We start from the raw sequence: 15,605 nt of genomic DNA on the forward strand, positions 1-15,605 counted from the left end.
GGACCAGGTTCTTCAAACGAACGGTGTCAGCGTCGGGGCGGATTCTTCGCGTTGGCGCAGGCAAGGGTCAAACGGGAAAAAAGCAGCCTCGGACATAAGAAAATTTGATGCGCATCCGGGCCCGACCTGGAGTAACAATTGCAACCATAAGAACGACAAACGCCAAGAGAACCACCATGAACCTCAAGTTCCTCGAAACTTTCGTCTGGGTTGCCCGGCTGCAAAGCTTCAGCCTGACCGCCGAGAAGATGTTCAGCACCCAGGCAGCGATTTCCAGTCGGATCGCGTCGCTGGAGGACGAGTTGGGCCTGCGTCTGTTCGTGCGTGATTCACGCGGGGTGTCGTTGACGCCGGAGGGCACGAAAGTGCTCGAATACGCCGAGCAGATGCTCGAAGTCCAGCGCGCGCTCAAACAGTCATTGGATAAGAGCAGCCCCCAACAAGGCCTGGTGCGCATCGGGGTGATGGATACCGTGATCCACACTTGGCTCAGTCCGTTGATGTCCATGCTGATGCAGGCGTTTCCCGCCGTGGAGATCGAAATCACCGCCGACGCGGCGCGCAATCTTTGCGAGCAGTTGCACAAAGGCTACTTGGACATCGCGTTCCAGACTGACCTGGTCCGCCACGAAAGCGTGCGCAACCTCGAACTGGGGCATTACCCGATGCACTGGGTCGCCGCCAGCCAATCGATCTATGCCCGGCCCTACGTCTCGCTGGCCGAAATGGCGAATGAACGCATCATCACCTTCGTCAAGCAATCGCGGCCGCACCAGGACGTATTGAACCTGCTGTACGCCCACGGCGTGAGCACGCCGAGGGTCAGTTGCGTCAACTCGGTGTCGGCCATGACCCGACTGATACGCGACGGCTTCGGCATTGGCGCATTGCCGGCGGCGCTGGTCGCCAAGCCGCTGGCTCGTGGCGAATTGATCCAGCTGGAGCCCGGCGCGCCCCTGCCCCAGCTCGATGTCGTCGCGTCGTGGCGTGCGGGCGTGGGCCTTGAGCTGATCGAAAGCATCGTGAACATGAGCCGCCAGGTCGTCTGCCAATACGCCATGGACGTCGGGCCCCAGCGCATGGTGGCGGCGCCCGGCCTGTCGATGGTCGAATAACTTTTACTTGTCAGGGGGTAGCAATTTTCCTTGTTGGACGCCGTCGCCCGGGTTTTCTACAAAGGGGTCTCTAACAAAAAAACCTAAGGAGACCCGCGATGAGTTCATCAGCCCTGTCATTCGAACAACTGCAGCCCTGTTCCCCGCAAGCGTTGCGCCAGAACATCGCGGCCGGTCGATACCATGGCCACACCAGCGGCCTGGGCCAAGGGCGGGTGCAAGCCAACATCGTGATCCTGCCGGGTGACTGGGCCGATGAATTCCTGCGCTACTGCACACTCAATCGCCAGGCCTGCCCGGTGCTGGACGTGACCGAACCCGGCGACCCGTTCCTGCGCAACCTCGGCGCGCCCATCGATATCCGCCATGAGGTGCCGCGCTATCGTGTCTACCGCCACGGCGAATTGAGCGAAGAGCCGCTGGACATCGAACACCTGTGGCAGGACAACCTGGTCGCTTTCGCCCTCGGCTGTTCCTTTTCCTTCGAACAACCGCTGCTGGAGGCCGGCATACGCCTGCGGCACATTGACCTGGGCCGTAACGTCGCGATGTTCCGCACCAACATCGACACACGCCCTACCGCGCGCTTGTCTGGCAAAATGGTCGTGACCATGCGGCCAATGAAAGCCGCTGCAGCGATCCAGGCGATCCAGATCACCGGGCGCATGCCCAACGTCCATGGGGCACCGGTGCACATCGGCGATCCTGCGTTGATCGGCATTCACGCGCTCGACCGGCCGGACTACGGTGACGCGGTGCCGGTCGAGGCGGATGAGATACCGGTCTTCTGGGCTTGCGGCGTAACGCCCCAGTCCGTGGTCCAGGCTTCTCGTCCGCCGCTGTGTATCACTCACGCCCCGGGGTGCATGCTGGTGACGGATCTGCTGAACAGCGCCTTATAAGTTTTTTTCTAACGGATTGGACCACTGATGACCACTGCACAACGATCGATCGAGCACTACATCCGCGCCAAGGACGGCAACCGTCCGCACCTGCTGGACCAAGCCTTCACCGCTGGGGCGATTTTGGACATGGTGGTTCGCACCGGTTCCATTTCATTCCCGGATCACGTCGAAGGCCGTCGCGCGATCGGTGACGTCCTGGTCAGCCGTTTCAACCAGACGTTCGAAAACGTCTACACGTTCTGCCTGGGCGCCCCGCCTGCCGCCAGTGTAGAGACGTTCCAGTGCAAATGGCTGGTCGCGATGTCGGACAAGCACAGTGGTGAGGTCCGCGTTGGCTGCGGCCGATATGACTGGCGATTCAGCCCCTCGTCCTCGCTGGCCGAGGGACTGGTCATTACCATCGAGCACATGAAAACCCTGCCGGTAGAAGAGTTGCCGGCGGTGATGGCCTGGGTCTCGCACCTGGCGTATCCATGGAGCAACGCGGATGCCGTCATAGGTACCGCGCCGGACTCAACGGCGCTTGAAGACGTGATCCAATACATCTCAGCGGGCTGATCACCTGCTTTGCGGAAAAACCAACGCCCTGCCCTTCAGTTTCGAGGAGCCGCCGAAGTGAACATCAAGTTTCTGGAAACCTTTGTCTGGGTCGCGCGCCTGAAGAGCTTCCGGCTGACGGCGGAAAAGCTCTTCACCACCCAGGCGTCGATTTCCAGCCGGATTGCGGCCCTGGAGGAGGAAATGGGCGTGCGCCTGTTCGTGCGTGACTCCAAAGGTGTGTCGCTGACCGCCGAAGGCCAGCGCGTGCTGGAATATGCCGAGCGGATCATGGACACCATGCAGAGCATGAAAGCGGTGATCAAGGATCCGCGCCAGGTGCGTGGCCGGATTCGGATCGGTGCGATGGACACTGTCATCCACACGTGGCTCAGCCCGCTGGTGACACGGCTGATGGAGCGTTATCCGGCGCTGGAAATCGAGCTCACCGCCGACACCGCGAGCAACCTGTGCTCGCAACTGGAAAAGGGCTACCAGGACATCATTTTCCAGACCGACATCCTGCGCCTGGACAGCGTGCGCAACACCTTGCTGGCCCGTTACCCGATGCATTGGGTGGCGCGAACCGGTTCCGTTTATGACCGCCACTACGCCTCACTGGAGGACCTGTCGCAGGAACGTATCGTAACCTTCTCGCGCAATTCCCGGCCGCATCAGGATTTGCTCAACATGTTGCACTCGGCCAACCTCGTCTCGCCGCGCATCAATTGCGTGAATTCGGCGTCGGCCATCACCCGCCTGGTTCGCGACGGCTTTGGCATCGGCGCCATGCCCGCGGCGCTGGTGGTGGGTGAACTGAACCAGGGCTCGCTGGTCCTGGTGGACGGCGTGCCGCTACCGTCGGTCATGGACATCGTCGCCAGTTGGCGTACCGGCGCGGGCATGGAGCGCGTCGAGGACATCGTCCGCCTGACCCGGGAAGTGGTGGACGAGTTCGTCGCGCAGCTACCCGAGGGGTACCGGTGCCCGGACGCCTGAATTCGCCGCCCTCGTCGATGTGCACTCCTTTGGCTATTCAGAGAAGCGTCCTACGTATCCAGTAGAAGTTGCCCCATTCCTTCCCTTGCCTGCCAACGCACACAATCGGGGCAGTCGCATTCAGGGAAAGGAAGACACATGAACAGACGCACTTTGCTTCAGGGCATGGGCTCCTCGCTAGCGTTCGCATCGACGTCAGCCATACCGTGGGGAACGCTGCAAGCAGCCGGCACCACGCCCGACCAGGGCGAGCCAAGGGGCAATCGACAGGCCATCCGCAAGGATGCTCCCCTGGTGCCAGTCGACGCCCACGTCGACCGTATTACCGAAATCTATACTTGCCTCAGACCGTTTCGCCTGGCGGGCCCTCGGATTGAAACGCAGGCCCTGGGCAATAAAATCGTGGTGCACAACTATGGACACGGAGGCAGTGGCTGGTCGTTGTCCTGGGGATCCAGCAGGCTGGCGCTGCAACTCTTGAGCAAGTCGGCCCCGGCGCAAAAGCGCCTCGCCGTCATCGGTTGCGGTCCGATGGGGCTCACCTCCGCCATCCTTGCCCAGCGTGCCGGCCTGTCGGTGACGATCTATGCAAAAGAGCTCCCACCGCAAATAGCCTCAATGGGCGCCACGGGACATTGGTCTCCGGACTCCCAATTCTGTTCTACCGAATCTGGCGCCGGATGGACGGATCGCTGGATCGAAATGGCCGATTTCTCCTACAGGATGTATCAAAGCCTGCTTGGCCTGCCGGGCGATCCGGTCGAATGGTATTACGGCTATAAGTTATCTTCCGTCCCATTCGGTTCGGTGGCTGCTCATAAAACAACGGAATTCGCAAAGTTCAACAACCCCAATCGCCGTTACCAGCCGATCCAGCTGGATCTCGCGGCTGACGCGCATCCTTTTTCATATCCGTATGCACGGCGCTGGCAAAACATGCTGTTCAACATCAATACCTATGCCCGACTGCTGTTGTCCGACTTCCTGGCGGGAGGCGGAACAATCAAGGTACAAAACTTCGAAAACGCCCAACAGCTGCTCGGCTTGCCCGAGCAGGCGATCATCAACGCCACGGGTTATGGCGCAAAAGCGCTGTTCAACGATATGGACATCATTCCTATCCGCGGCCAAACGGCCAGGCTGGTTCAGCAGCCGGACGTCAACTATGCGATCAGAGCTGACGATTTCTTCTTCCTGCCTCGCCGGGACGGATTGGTCATCCAGTACATCGACCGAGCAGGCAGCTACAACAATACCGACGATACTCCCGACCCCAAGGAGTCCGCTGATGCAATCCAACAACTCGCCAACGTGATGAACGGCATCCAATCATGAGCTGAAAAGCACCGTGACTGCGCTTTGTAAGTGAACTGCAACATGACCGTCTTATTCTCGAATGCACGCACTGCGGCGAAGTGCTGACAGTACCCGCCCGCCCGTTCGGAAATTATTCAGGGAATTCGTCATGAAAATCAGTGTGTTCGGCAGTGGTTACGTTGGATTGGTGCAAGCCGCGGTAATGGCTGAGGTTGGCCATGACGTGGTGTGCATGGACATTGACGAACACAAGGTCGACAACTTGCGACAAGGCCTGGTGAGTATTTTCGAGCCTGGCCTGGCCGCGCTGGTACGTGAGGGGCTGGACGCTGGCCGCCTGCACTTTACCTGCGATGAAAAGCTCGCCGTACAGCACGGCCAGGTTCTGTTTATCGCCGTGGGCACGCCCTCACGGGACGATGGGTCCGCAGACCTGCGCCAGGTACTGGCCGTTGGCGAGGCGGTTGCCCGATACCGCGAGCAACCGCTGATCGTCGTGGAAAAGTCCACCGTGCCGGTGGGCACCGGCGATATCCTGCGGGCGCATATCGAGAAAAGCCTGCTCAAGGCTGGGCGCCTGTTGCAGTTCGATATCGTCTCCAATCCCGAATTTCTCAAGGAAGGCTCCGCGGTCGCCGATTGTCGTCGCCCCGACCGCATCGTCATCGGTTGTGAGCGCGATGAAGTGCGCGACACCATGCGCGACCTGTACGCCCCGTTCAACCGCAACCACGATCGGGTCCTGTTCATGGACCTGCGCAGTGCGGAACTGACCAAGTACGCCGCCAACGGCATGCTCGCGACCAAGATCAGCTTCATCAACCAGATTGCCGAACTGGCGGAGCACCTGGGGGCCGACATCGAATCCGTGCGCCTGGGCATCGGCGCTGACTCACGGATCGGCTACCACTTCATTTATCCGGGCTGCGGCTATGGAGGCTCGTGCTTTCCCAAGGACATGCGCGCCTTGATCCACTCTGCCGAACAAGCCAATTGCTCAAGCGACCTGCTGCAAGCGGTGGAAACCATCAATCTGCGACAAAAACACAAGCTGTTCGAACGCATCAAGGCGTTCTACAAAGGCGACTTGCGGGGCAAGACCTTCGCGTTGTGGGGCCTGGCCTTCAAGCCCAATACCGACGACATGCGCGACGCACCGAGCCGTACGCTGCTGGAGGCGCTGTGGGCCGCCGGGGCCAGTGTTCGCGCGTTCGATCCCGAGGCCATGCAGCAAACCCAGTTGCTCTACCCCGACGAGTCGAAACTGATGCTCATGGGCACCCCGGAATCGGTCTTGCCCGGTGCCGACGCCCTGATCATCTGCACCGAATGGCAACCGTTCAAGGCCCCGGACTTCCAATTGATCCAGCAGCGGCTCAAGGCCCCGGTGATTTTCGATGGCCGCAACCTGTACGACCCGGAACGCATGGCGGACAAGGGGTTTATCTACTTCCCGATGGGGCGCGGGCAATCCTGCAATTTACCCATTGCCCAGCAGCCATGGCTCGAAGTTCCCAAGAGCGCCTGAATGAGTTACCTCAAAATTAATGCACTCAACCAGCATTAATATGAATTTGTAACCCAAGGGGGCGGACGGCACACTGTGCATCGTTCCTCCCCCAACTGTTGGAACACTTAAAGGGCTTTCTGGGATACCCCCGTAAGCCCCTTTTTTTGTTCGTTTTTTTTGGATTGTCGCTGAATGCTTTCTCGCTGGTTCCCCGCTGCTATCAATACCCGTCCAACCGAATGGAGTCGCGCCGCCATCGGCATGGCCCTCGGAACCCTGTTCAGTGTCTGGCTCTGTGGCCAGGTTTTCGGCCTTGAGGTGGCGCAGCACCTGATCGGTCCGCTCGGCGCCTCGGCCGTGCTGTTGTTTGCGGTGTCATCGGGCGCCCTCGCCCAGCCCTGGTCGATTTTCGGCGGTTACCTGTGTGCCTCTGTCCTCGCATTGTTGGTGGCCCATGTGTTGGGTCGCACGCTGGAAAGCGCCTGTCTGGCGGCAGGCATGGCGCTGATATTGATGTGCTGGCTGCGTTGCCTGCATCCTCCAGCGGGAGCCCTCGCCGCGACGCTGGTGCTGGCCGATCCGTCGATCATCGCCTTGGATTGGCAGGCCGTGGGTGCGGCGATGCTGGCCGGTTCTGGCCTGCTCGCTTTTGCGCTGGCCTACAACAACCTGACGCGCGTGCGCTATCCCAAGCGCGCCAGTGAGCCGGTGGCGGTGATACCGGCCGACCACCCCCCGGTCGATCGCCAGGCCATCACCGCCGAAGACTTGAAATCGGCACTTGAGGAAATGGAAGCGTTCTTCGACGTAACCCCCGAAGATCTGGAGCAATTGATCCACGCCAGCGAGCGTCATGCCAAGCGCCGCAGCATCACGCAGGTGCTGTCGGGTCGCGGTTGAGCCTGTGGCTGCTATAAATATGCAGACAGGACCTGCACGTATCCCGGTTGTGCAATGCAAATTTGCACTGTTACGATCCCGACCGGGTACGCGCGACATCATTTATAAAGAACAATAAAAGCAGGGAGTTAGCGATGACAGCTCAGGTTTCATCCCAAGCTGCGGGCCGCGTCGAAACCGCGCCTTACGAGGTGCTGGTCGAAGTCCGCAACCAGATTGGCCACTTGACCCTGAACCGCCCCGCCGGCCTCAATGCCCTCACCCTGGGCATGGTGCGCAGCATGCAACAGCAACTCGATGCCTGGGCCCACGATTCGCAGATCCGCGCCGTGGTCCTGCGCGGCGCCGGCGACAAGGCGTTCTGTGCCGGCGGCGATATCCGTTCGCTGTACGACAGCCACAAGCAGGGCGACACCCTGCATGAGGATTTCTTCGTCGAGGAGTACGCCCTCGACCTGACCATTCACCATTACCGCAAACCAATCCTCGCCCTGATGGACGGCTTCGTGCTGGGCGGTGGCATGGGCCTGGCGCAAGGCGCCGACCTGCGGATAGTGACCGAACGCAGTCGCCTGGGCATGCCCGAAGTCGCCATCGGCTACTTCCCGGACGTGGGCGGCAGTTACTTCCTGCCGCGCATTCCCGGCGAGCTGGGCATCTACCTCGGCGTCAGCGGCGTGCACATCCGCGCCGCCGACGCGTTGTATTGCGGATTGGCCGACTGGTACCTCGACAGCCGCAAGCTCACGCAGCTGGATGAGCGTCTCGATCGGCTGGAATGGCGCGACACTGCACTCAAGGACTTGCAAAGCCTGCTGGCAAAAATCGCTGTGCAACAGCTCCCTGCCCCACCCTTGGCCGACCTGCGGCCGGCCATCGATCATTTCTTTGCCCTGCCCGACGTTCCCAGCATGGTCGAGCAGATGCGCCAGGTCACCGTCGCGAACAGCCATGAGTGGGCGCTGAAGACCGCCGAGCTCCTGGAGACCCGCTCGCCCCTGGCGATGGCGGTGACCCTGGAAATGTTGCGTCGTGGCCGGCACCTGAGCCTGGAAGACTGCTTTGCCCTGGAGCTGCACCTGGACCGCCAATGGTTCGCGCGCGGCGACCTGATCGAAGGTGTGCGCGCCTTGCTGATCGATAAAGACAAGAACCCGCAATGGAACCCGCCGACCCTGGAGGCGCTGGACGCCGCACAAGTGGCGAGCTTCTTCGACGGCTTCGACTACCACGGGAATTGAACATGCAAGACCTTGAGCTGACCGAAGAACAAGTGATGATTCGTGACATGGCCCGTGATTTCGCCCGCAATGAAATCGCCCCCCATGCTCAAGCCTGGGAAAAGGCTGGCTGGATCGACGACGGTGTTGTGGCGAAGATGGGCGAATTGGGCCTGCTGGGCATGGTGGTGCCCGAGGAATGGGGCGGCACCTACGTCGATTACGTCGCCTATGCCCTCGCCGTGGAAGAAATCTCTGCAGGCGACGGTGCCACCGGGGCGTTGATGAGCATCCACAACTCGGTGGGTTGCGGGCCGGTCCTGAATTTTGGCACCGCTGAACAGAAACAAACCTGGTTGGCGGACCTGGCCAGCGGCCAGGCGATTGGCTGTTTCTGCCTGACCGAACCCCAGGCCGGTTCCGAGGCGCACAACCTGCGCACCCGCGCCGAACTGCGCGATGGTCAGTGGGTAATCAACGGCGCAAAGCAGTTCGTCAGCAATGGCAAGCGGGCGAAACTGGCGATTGTCTTTGCCGTGACAGACCCGGAACTGGGCAAAAAAGGCATTTCGGCATTCCTGGTGCCGACGGACACGCCGGGGTTCAACGTTGACCGCTCCGAACACAAGATGGGCATCCGCGCGTCAGATACCTGCGCGGTGACGCTGAGCAACTGCACCGTGCCCGAGGCCAATCTGCTGGGTGCCCGAGGCAAAGGCCTGGCCATCGCCCTGTCCAACCTGGAAGGCGGTCGCATCGGCATCGCCGCCCAAGCCCTGGGCATCGCCCGCGCGGCGTTCGAAGCGGCCCTGGCCTATTCCCGCGATCGGGTGCAGTTCGACAAGCCGATCATCGAGCACCAGAGCATCGCAAACCTGCTGGCCGACATGCACACCCGCCTGAATGCCGCCCGCCTGCTGATCCTCCACGCCGCCCGCCTACGTAGCGCGGGTAAGCCGTGCCTGTCGGAGGCGTCGCAAGCCAAGCTGTTTGCTTCGGAAATGGCGGAGAAAGTCTGTTCGTCGGCGATACAGATCCATGGTGGGTATGGGTATCTGGAGGATTATCCGGTCGAGCGCTACTACCGGGACGCGCGGATTACCCAGATCTATGAGGGGTCGAGCGAGATTCAGCGGATGGTGATTGCCCGCGAACTCAAGCACTACCTGCTGTAATTGCGGGAAAAGCATCGCGGGCAAGCCCGCTCCTACAGGGATTGGTGGCGTAACACAGATGGCGCATACACCTCAATTCTACTGTGGGAGCCTGCTCGCGAAAGCGATGGATCTGCCATATCAAGGCCAAATGTCCCGCCACCGTCGCGAGCAAGCCCGCTCCCACACCGGATTTTCCGTAGCCACGACAAGCTAGCCACGAGTACGACGTGACAAGCACATCATTTCAATCAAAACTTCACGTCTGACAAAAAGACGAAGCAGCCCATGTACCCCTCGCTGACCGCCTTCACCCCTTGCGACCTCGCCACCCTGCTACGCAGCCTGCAACCCATCGCGCCGCTGCTGGACACCCTCACGGACACGGTGTTTTTCATCAAGGACAACCAGGCCCGCTACGCATTCGTCAACCAGACCCTCGCCCGGCGTTGCGGCTTCAAGCATTGCAATGACCTGCTCGGCCTCACCGCAGAGCAAGTGTTCCCGGAGCGCTTCGGCCCGCTGTACACGGAACAGGATCGACGCGTGCTCGCCAGCGGACGGGAGCTGGCCGACCAACTCGAATTGCACCTGTATTACGGCAACCAACCGGTGTGGTGTCTGACCCACAAGCTCGCCTTGCACGAGCCCGGCGGTCGGATCGTCGGCTTGGCCGGAATCTCTCGGGATTTGCAGTCGCCACAATCGAATCATCCGGCGTATCAGAAACTGGCCGCGGTGGACGCACATATAAAACAGCATTTCGCCCAATCCATCAGCCTGGCTGACCTCACCGCCATCGCTGGCTTGTCGGTGGCGCAGTTGGAGCGGCACTGCAAGCGCATCTTCCAGCTCACACCCAGGCAGATGATCCACAAGGCTCGTCTTGAGGAGGCGTCGCGGTTATTGCTGGATCGGGACATGCCCATCACCGAAATCGCCTTGCGTTGCGGCTATACCGATCACAGTGCGTTCAGCCGCCAGTTCCGCGCCCTGACCAGCCTTTCGCCCAGCCAATACCGGGAGAACCAACGTTGAGCCTGTTCCTTTAGGGGGCGCAAACCCACCCCACTGCTCCCATCTGTAACACCTCAATTTGCGCTCTGGGTCCGATACCCGCCCACCCGCAAAACCATAAATCAACGTTATCAACGACTTACCAAAAACCTTGGAATAACGCCCGATCAGGCACGTCGATTGCTTATCTAATATCGTATACGAAATCCTCAATCCGATATCTCACCGCATTTATTCGACAGCGAGGCCTTTATGAAAAACCGTGCATTAGCCGCAGCCCTCAGCGTTGTCCTCTTTCCCCTCATTGCTCTTCCCGCCCATGCCGACAAGCTCGATGACATCATCGGCTCGGGCAAGCTGCGTTGCGCCGTCACCTTGGATTTCCCGCCCATGGGCTTTCGCGATGAAAGCAACAAACCGGCGGGATTCGACGTGGACTATTGCAATGACCTGGCGAAAGTCCTGGGTGTGGATGCCGAAGTGGTGGAAACCCCGTTCTCCGACCGCATCCCCGCACTGATCTCAGGCCGCGCCGATGTCATCGTCGCCTCCACGTCCGACACCCTGGAGCGGGCCAAGACCGTGGGCCTGACCGTGCCCTACTTCGCCTTCCAGATGGTGGTATTGACCCGCGACGACACCGGTATCAATAGCTACACCGACCTCAAGGGCAAGAAACTCGGCAATACCAGCAGCACCTATGAAGCCATCGCCCTGGAGAAGGACCAGAAGAGTTGGGGCAGCGGCAGTTTCCGCGCCTATCAATCGCAGAACGACACGTTGCTGGCCGTGGCCCAAGGGCACATCGATGCCACCGTGGTCACCAACACCGTCGCCGCCGCCACCATCAAATCGGGCAAGTACAAGGGGCTGAAGATCGCCGGTAATGCGCCTTACGTCATCGACTACGTGTCCCTCGGCGCCAAGCGCAGCGAGTACGGCCTCATCAACTACCTCAACCTGTTCGTCAACCAGCAAGTGCGCACCGGCCGGTACAACGAGCTGTTCGTCAAATGGGTCGGCACAGAAATCCCGCCAGCCAACCTGACCGTGCCCCAGGTCTACTACTAAGGAGCCCGGCATGCCTAGCACGCCTATCCGCTTGCAAGGTCGAAGCCTGGTGGAGGGTGCCGCCCAGGGCACCCTGCTGTTCGCCGACGTTGGCCTGAGTTTTTGGGGTGGAGTCGATCCGGCCACGGGCGAAGTCATCGACCGCCATCATCCCCTCAGCGGCGAGAGCCTGGCGGGCCGGGTGCTGGCGATTCCCAGTGGACGCGGTTCCTGCACCGGCAGCAGCGTGCTGATGGAACTCATCAGCAACGGTCACGCGCCAGCCGCCCTGGTGCTGGCCGAGGCCGATGAAATCCTGGTCTTGGGTGTGCTGGTGGCTGAAGTGATTTTCCAACGCTCGCTGCCAGTGTTGTGCATTGGCCGTGAGGCATTCGAGGGCTTGCGAGGTCAAGGATTCGCGCGCATCGAGGGAAGTTGCCTGACGTTGTCCGGGCGCCGGCCCAACGATCAGTGGTACGCGGCGGATATCCCCTCGCAACCGCTCGCACCCTCCACCGTCCGCCTGAACGAACGGGACCAGGCGTTGCTTGACGGTGCATACGGCAAGGCTGCAAAAGTGGCAATGGGAATCGTCCTGCGAATGGCCGAGATCCAGGGTGCCGATGAACTGCTGGACATCACTCAGGCGCACATCGACGGCTGCATCTATACCGGCCCGGCCAGCCTGCGTTTTGCCGAACAGTTGGTGCAGTGGGGCGCGAAAGTGAGCGTGCCCACGACGCTCAATTCGATTTCCGTGGACCAACGCCAATGGCGCGAGCTCGGCGTCGATCCTGCACTGGGCGAACCGGCCAGCGCCCTGGGCGATGCTTATATGGCCATGGGCGCGCAGTTGAGCTTCACCTGTGCGCCCTACCTGCTGGACACTGCGCCCACCGTCGGCGAGCAGATCGTCTGGGCCGAATCCAACGCAGTGGTCTATGCCAACAGCGTGCTCGGTGCCCGAACGCAGAAGTACCCGGACTTCCTCGATATCTGCATCGCCCTGTGCGGTCGCGCGCCGTTGGCTGGTTGTCATCTCGATGATCAGCGCAAAGCCGGGCTGATCGTCGAAGTCCCCAAGCTCGACTCAACGGATGACAGTTTCTACCCGCTGTTGGGCTATCACATCGGCAGCCTGACGGGCCGACGCATTCCGCTGATTCGGGGACTGGAAAACGCTGCCCCCCATCTCGACGACCTCAAGGCTTTTGGCGCCGCATTTGCCACCACCAGCGCCGCACCGCTGTTCCACATCGCCGGGGTAACACCAGAAGCCATGGATCCGGCCCACGTCCAGGATCACCCAGCCCAATTACCGGTGCAGACCCTGGATGGAGCAGGATTGCTTGCCAGTTGGCGCGAGCTCAACAGCGCCCGACACAGGCACGTAGACGTGGTGTCCCTGGGCAATCCGCATTTTTCCCTCAGTGAATTCGCCGCGTTGGCACGCCTGTGTGCGGGACGGATCAAACACCCCGACGTGGTCCTCGCGATCACCTGCGGCCGGGCCGTGCTGGAGCAGGCGCGCCAGGCCGGTTACCTGGAGGTGATCCAGGTTTTCGGCGCAACGCTGGTCACCGACACCTGCTGGTGCATGCTGGGCGAACCGGTGATCCCGCCAACCGCCACCACCCTGATGACCAACTCCGGCAAATACGCGCACTACGCGCCAGGCTTGGTTGGACGTGGCGTGCATTTCGCCAGTTTGGCCGAATGCGTCGAGGCCGCCTGCACCGCCACGGCCAGCGGCGAGCCACCGCAATGGCTGCAACCCTCCGCGGCCAAGGGGAACCCGAGCCATGTTTGACTACACGTTCCAATGGCGCCCGGCCTTACGCGCCCTGCCCGACATGCTCGCCGGCGCCTGGGTCACCTTCGAAACCGCCGCGCTGTCGATGATCTTCGGCGTGCTGATCGCCCTGGTCCTGACGGTGATGCGCCAGGCGCGCCATCCGCTGCTGCGCGGTGTCGGCAACGGCTGGGTGTCGATCGCCCGCAACACGCCGTCGTTGTTCCAGATCTACATCCTCTACTTCGGTCTCGGCTCCCTCGGGCTGCACGTCAGTTCGTGGTTCGCCCTGCTGGCGGGCATCACCTTCAACAATGCCGGCTACCTGGCGGAGAACTTTCGCGGCGGCCTCAAGGCCGTGCCAGGCACGCAAATGCGCGCCGCCCGCTCCCTGGGCATGAGCGCGTTCCAGGCCTACCGCATGATCATCGTCCCGCAACTGCTTCGCATCGTGTTCTACCCGCTGACCAACCAAATGGTCTGGGCGGTGCTGATGACGTCCCTGGGCGTGGTGGTCGGCCTGAACAACGACCTCACCGGGGTGACGCAGGAATACAACGTCAAGACGTTCCGCACCTTCGAATATTTCGCCCTCGCGGCGGCGCTGTATTACCTGATCGCCAAGCTGATCGTCGGGCTGGCCCGACTGTTGTCCTGGCGCCTGTTTCGTTATTGAGGAGGGCTGGTCATGTTTTCTACAAGCCTTACCGTCAACGACCTGTTGTATCTGCTCCAAGGTGCCTGGGTCACGGTGCAATTGACTGCCTGGTCGATCTTGCTGGGCACCCTGGCCGGGCTGCTGTTCGGCCTGTTGCGGGCGCTGTTGCCCCGGGTGAGCCTGCCACTCGCCTGGGTGCTCGATGCGTTTCGCAGCGTGCCGCTGCTGATCCAGTTCGTGCTGTTCAACTCCCTCAAGAGCATCGTCGGCCTGGACCTCAGCGCCTTTGCCGTCGGTTGTATCGTGCTTGGGGTCTATGCCGCCGCGTATTTCACCGAGATTGTCCGGGGCGGCGTGCTGGCGGTGCCGCTGAGCACCCGGCGGGCCAGCCGGTCATTGGGATTGAGCTATTTGCAGGACCTGCGTTTCATCGTCCTGCCGATTGCCACCCGCGTGGCGTTTCCCGGATGGTTGAACCTGGTCCTCGGGGTCATGAAAGACACCGCGCTGGTGATGTGGATCGGCATCGTCGAGCTGCTGCGCGCTTCGCAAACCATCGTCACGCGTATTCAGGAACCCCTGCTGGTGCTGTGCATCGCGGGCCTCATCTACTACGTCATGAGCCTGGTGGTCGCCCGCCTTGGCGCACGCCTGGAAAGAAGGTGGCAGGAAAATGATTGAGATCGAAAACGTGCACAAATCCTTCGGCAACCTCGAAGTGGTCAAGGGCGTCAGCCTGACGGTGGACAAGGGCGAGGTCGTATCGATCATCGGCGGCTCCGGTTCCGGTAAATCGACCCTGCTGATGTGCATCAACGGCCTGGAGCCGATCCAGAAAGGCAGCATCCGCGTGGACGGCGTGGAGGTCCACGACAGCGCCACCGACCTCAACCGGCTGCGGCAGAAGATCGGCATCGTGTTCCAGCAATGGAACGCCTTCCCACACCTGACCGTGCTGGAAAACGTGATGCTGGCGCCACGCAAGGTGCTGGGCAAGAGCAAGCAGGACGCCGAGGCGCTGGCGGTCAGCCAGCTCGAGCACGTGGGCCTCGGGGACAAGCTCAAGGCCTTTCCCGGCAAGCTCTCCGGCGGACAGCAGCAGCGCATGGCCATCGCCCGGGCGCTGGCGATGTCGCCGGACTACATGCTGTTCGACGAAGCCACCTCGGCCCTCGACCCGCAGTTGGTCGGTGAGGTGCTGGACACCATGCGCATGCTCGCCGAAGACGGCATGACCATGGTCCTGGTGACCCACGAGATTCGGTTCGCCCGCGATGTGTCCGACCGGGTAGCGTTCTTCTGCAACGGCCGGGTCCATGAGATCGGGCCGCCGGACCAGGTGATCGGCAACCCGGTGCAGCCGGAGACGGCTGCGTTCCTTAAATCGGTGAAATAGCGGATGGCCCTTTCGCGAGCAAGCTCGCTCCCACA

General features: G+C 61.3%; 15 protein-coding genes. All 15 read left to right on the forward strand.

The annotated features are described in order from the left end of the window. Window positions 1–176 precede the first annotated feature (176 nt). The 15 genes from OC610_RS09295 (at window position 177) to OC610_RS09365 (ending at window position 15,570) form a co-directional block, all read left to right on the forward strand. On the forward strand, window positions 177–1,115 hold the full coding sequence (locus OC610_RS09295) for a LysR family transcriptional regulator (protein ID WP_264427541.1): 939 nt from the start codon (window positions 177–179) through the stop codon (window positions 1,113–1,115). A gap of 98 nt (window positions 1,116–1,213) precedes the next feature. Further along, on the forward strand, window positions 1,214–2,017 hold the full coding sequence (locus OC610_RS09300; RefSeq protein WP_030138861.1) for a putative hydro-lyase: 804 nt from the start codon (window positions 1,214–1,216) through the stop codon (window positions 2,015–2,017). Between the two features lie 27 nt (window positions 2,018–2,044). Then, window positions 2,045–2,578, forward strand: a complete 534-nt coding sequence (locus OC610_RS09305; RefSeq protein WP_264427542.1) for a hypothetical protein — start codon at window positions 2,045–2,047, stop codon at window positions 2,576–2,578. A gap of 57 nt (window positions 2,579–2,635) precedes the next feature. Continuing rightward, complete coding sequence (locus tag OC610_RS09310; RefSeq protein ID WP_264427543.1) at window positions 2,636–3,556, forward strand: LysR family transcriptional regulator; 921 nt, start codon at window positions 2,636–2,638, stop codon at window positions 3,554–3,556. Window positions 3,557–3,694: 138 nt separating this feature from the next. Beyond that, on the forward strand, window positions 3,695–4,891 hold the full coding sequence (locus tag OC610_RS09315; protein ID WP_264427544.1) for an FAD-dependent oxidoreductase: 1,197 nt from the start codon (window positions 3,695–3,697) through the stop codon (window positions 4,889–4,891). A 130-nt stretch (window positions 4,892–5,021) separates the two neighbouring features. Beyond that, complete coding sequence (locus OC610_RS09320) at window positions 5,022–6,401, forward strand: UDP-glucose dehydrogenase family protein (protein WP_264427545.1); 1,380 nt, start codon at window positions 5,022–5,024, stop codon at window positions 6,399–6,401. Window positions 6,402–6,575: 174 nt separating this feature from the next. Beyond that, window positions 6,576–7,283: an HPP family protein gene (locus OC610_RS09325; protein WP_264427546.1), complete on the forward strand. Its 708-nt coding sequence runs from the start codon at window positions 6,576–6,578 to the stop codon at window positions 7,281–7,283. Between the two features lie 134 nt (window positions 7,284–7,417). Then, window positions 7,418–8,524 carry an enoyl-CoA hydratase/isomerase family protein gene (locus tag OC610_RS09330; RefSeq protein WP_264427547.1) on the forward strand — a complete coding sequence of 369 codons (1,107 nt, stop codon included), beginning with the start codon at window positions 7,418–7,420 and terminating at the stop codon, window positions 8,522–8,524. A gap of 2 nt (window positions 8,525–8,526) precedes the next feature. Further along, the gene (locus tag OC610_RS09335; RefSeq protein ID WP_264427548.1) at window positions 8,527–9,678 is read left to right on the forward strand and encodes an acyl-CoA dehydrogenase family protein; all 1,152 of its coding nucleotides are present in this window, start codon (window positions 8,527–8,529) and stop codon (window positions 9,676–9,678) included. Between the two features lie 267 nt (window positions 9,679–9,945). Further along, window positions 9,946–10,695 (forward strand): AraC family transcriptional regulator, encoded by a 750-nt coding sequence (locus tag OC610_RS09340; RefSeq protein ID WP_264427549.1) that lies wholly within the window; start codon window positions 9,946–9,948, stop codon window positions 10,693–10,695. 231 nt (window positions 10,696–10,926) lie between these two features. Continuing rightward, the gene (locus tag OC610_RS09345) at window positions 10,927–11,745 is read left to right on the forward strand and encodes an ABC transporter substrate-binding protein (RefSeq protein WP_264427550.1); all 819 of its coding nucleotides are present in this window, start codon (window positions 10,927–10,929) and stop codon (window positions 11,743–11,745) included. 10 nt (window positions 11,746–11,755) lie between these two features. Continuing rightward, a complete protein-coding gene (lhpI, locus tag OC610_RS09350; RefSeq protein WP_264427551.1) occupies window positions 11,756–13,534 on the forward strand; it encodes a cis-3-hydroxy-L-proline dehydratase in 1,779 nt (592 codons plus the stop codon). Next, window positions 13,527–14,192 (forward strand): amino acid ABC transporter permease, encoded by a 666-nt coding sequence (locus OC610_RS09355; protein WP_264427552.1) that lies wholly within the window; start codon window positions 13,527–13,529, stop codon window positions 14,190–14,192. Before lhpI ends, OC610_RS09355 begins: the two co-directional genes overlap by 8 nt. A gap of 12 nt (window positions 14,193–14,204) precedes the next feature. Further along, window positions 14,205–14,855, forward strand: coding sequence for an amino acid ABC transporter permease (locus OC610_RS09360; RefSeq protein WP_264427553.1), 651 nt, complete (start codon window positions 14,205–14,207; stop codon window positions 14,853–14,855). Further along, window positions 14,848–15,570, forward strand: coding sequence for an amino acid ABC transporter ATP-binding protein (locus OC610_RS09365; protein WP_264427554.1), 723 nt, complete (start codon window positions 14,848–14,850; stop codon window positions 15,568–15,570). Before OC610_RS09360 ends, OC610_RS09365 begins: the two co-directional genes overlap by 8 nt. Window positions 15,571–15,605 lie beyond the last annotated feature (35 nt).

This window comes from Pseudomonas agronomica (genome assembly GCF_025917275.1).
GTDB classification, from domain to species: domain Bacteria; phylum Pseudomonadota; class Gammaproteobacteria; order Pseudomonadales; family Pseudomonadaceae; genus Aquipseudomonas; species Aquipseudomonas agronomica.

What these genes read in the sequence shown, in the direction of transcription:
- OC610_RS09300 (WP_030138861.1), top strand. Translation starts at nt 1,214, where the DNA reads ATGAGTTCATCAGCCCTGTCATTCGAACAACTGCAGCCCTGTTCCCCG.
- OC610_RS09330 (WP_264427547.1), top strand. Translation starts at nt 7,418, where the DNA reads ATGACAGCTCAGGTTTCATCCCAAGCTGCGGGCCGCGTCGAAACCGCG.
- OC610_RS09355 (WP_264427552.1), top strand. Translation starts at nt 13,527, where the DNA reads ATGTTTGACTACACGTTCCAATGGCGCCCGGCCTTACGCGCCCTGCCC.
- OC610_RS09345 (WP_264427550.1), top strand. Translation starts at nt 10,927, where the DNA reads ATGAAAAACCGTGCATTAGCCGCAGCCCTCAGCGTTGTCCTCTTTCCC.
- OC610_RS09295 (WP_264427541.1), top strand. Translation starts at nt 177, where the DNA reads ATGAACCTCAAGTTCCTCGAAACTTTCGTCTGGGTTGCCCGGCTGCAA.
- lhpI (WP_264427551.1), top strand. Translation starts at nt 11,756, where the DNA reads ATGCCTAGCACGCCTATCCGCTTGCAAGGTCGAAGCCTGGTGGAGGGT.
- OC610_RS09365 (WP_264427554.1), top strand. Translation starts at nt 14,848, where the DNA reads ATGATTGAGATCGAAAACGTGCACAAATCCTTCGGCAACCTCGAAGTG.
- OC610_RS09335 (WP_264427548.1), top strand. Translation starts at nt 8,527, where the DNA reads ATGCAAGACCTTGAGCTGACCGAAGAACAAGTGATGATTCGTGACATG.
- OC610_RS09360 (WP_264427553.1), top strand. Translation starts at nt 14,205, where the DNA reads ATGTTTTCTACAAGCCTTACCGTCAACGACCTGTTGTATCTGCTCCAA.
- OC610_RS09315 (WP_264427544.1), top strand. Translation starts at nt 3,695, where the DNA reads ATGAACAGACGCACTTTGCTTCAGGGCATGGGCTCCTCGCTAGCGTTC.
- OC610_RS09340 (WP_264427549.1), top strand. Translation starts at nt 9,946, where the DNA reads ATGTACCCCTCGCTGACCGCCTTCACCCCTTGCGACCTCGCCACCCTG.
- OC610_RS09325 (WP_264427546.1), top strand. Translation starts at nt 6,576, where the DNA reads ATGCTTTCTCGCTGGTTCCCCGCTGCTATCAATACCCGTCCAACCGAA.
- OC610_RS09305 (WP_264427542.1), top strand. Translation starts at nt 2,045, where the DNA reads ATGACCACTGCACAACGATCGATCGAGCACTACATCCGCGCCAAGGAC.
- OC610_RS09320 (WP_264427545.1), top strand. Translation starts at nt 5,022, where the DNA reads ATGAAAATCAGTGTGTTCGGCAGTGGTTACGTTGGATTGGTGCAAGCC.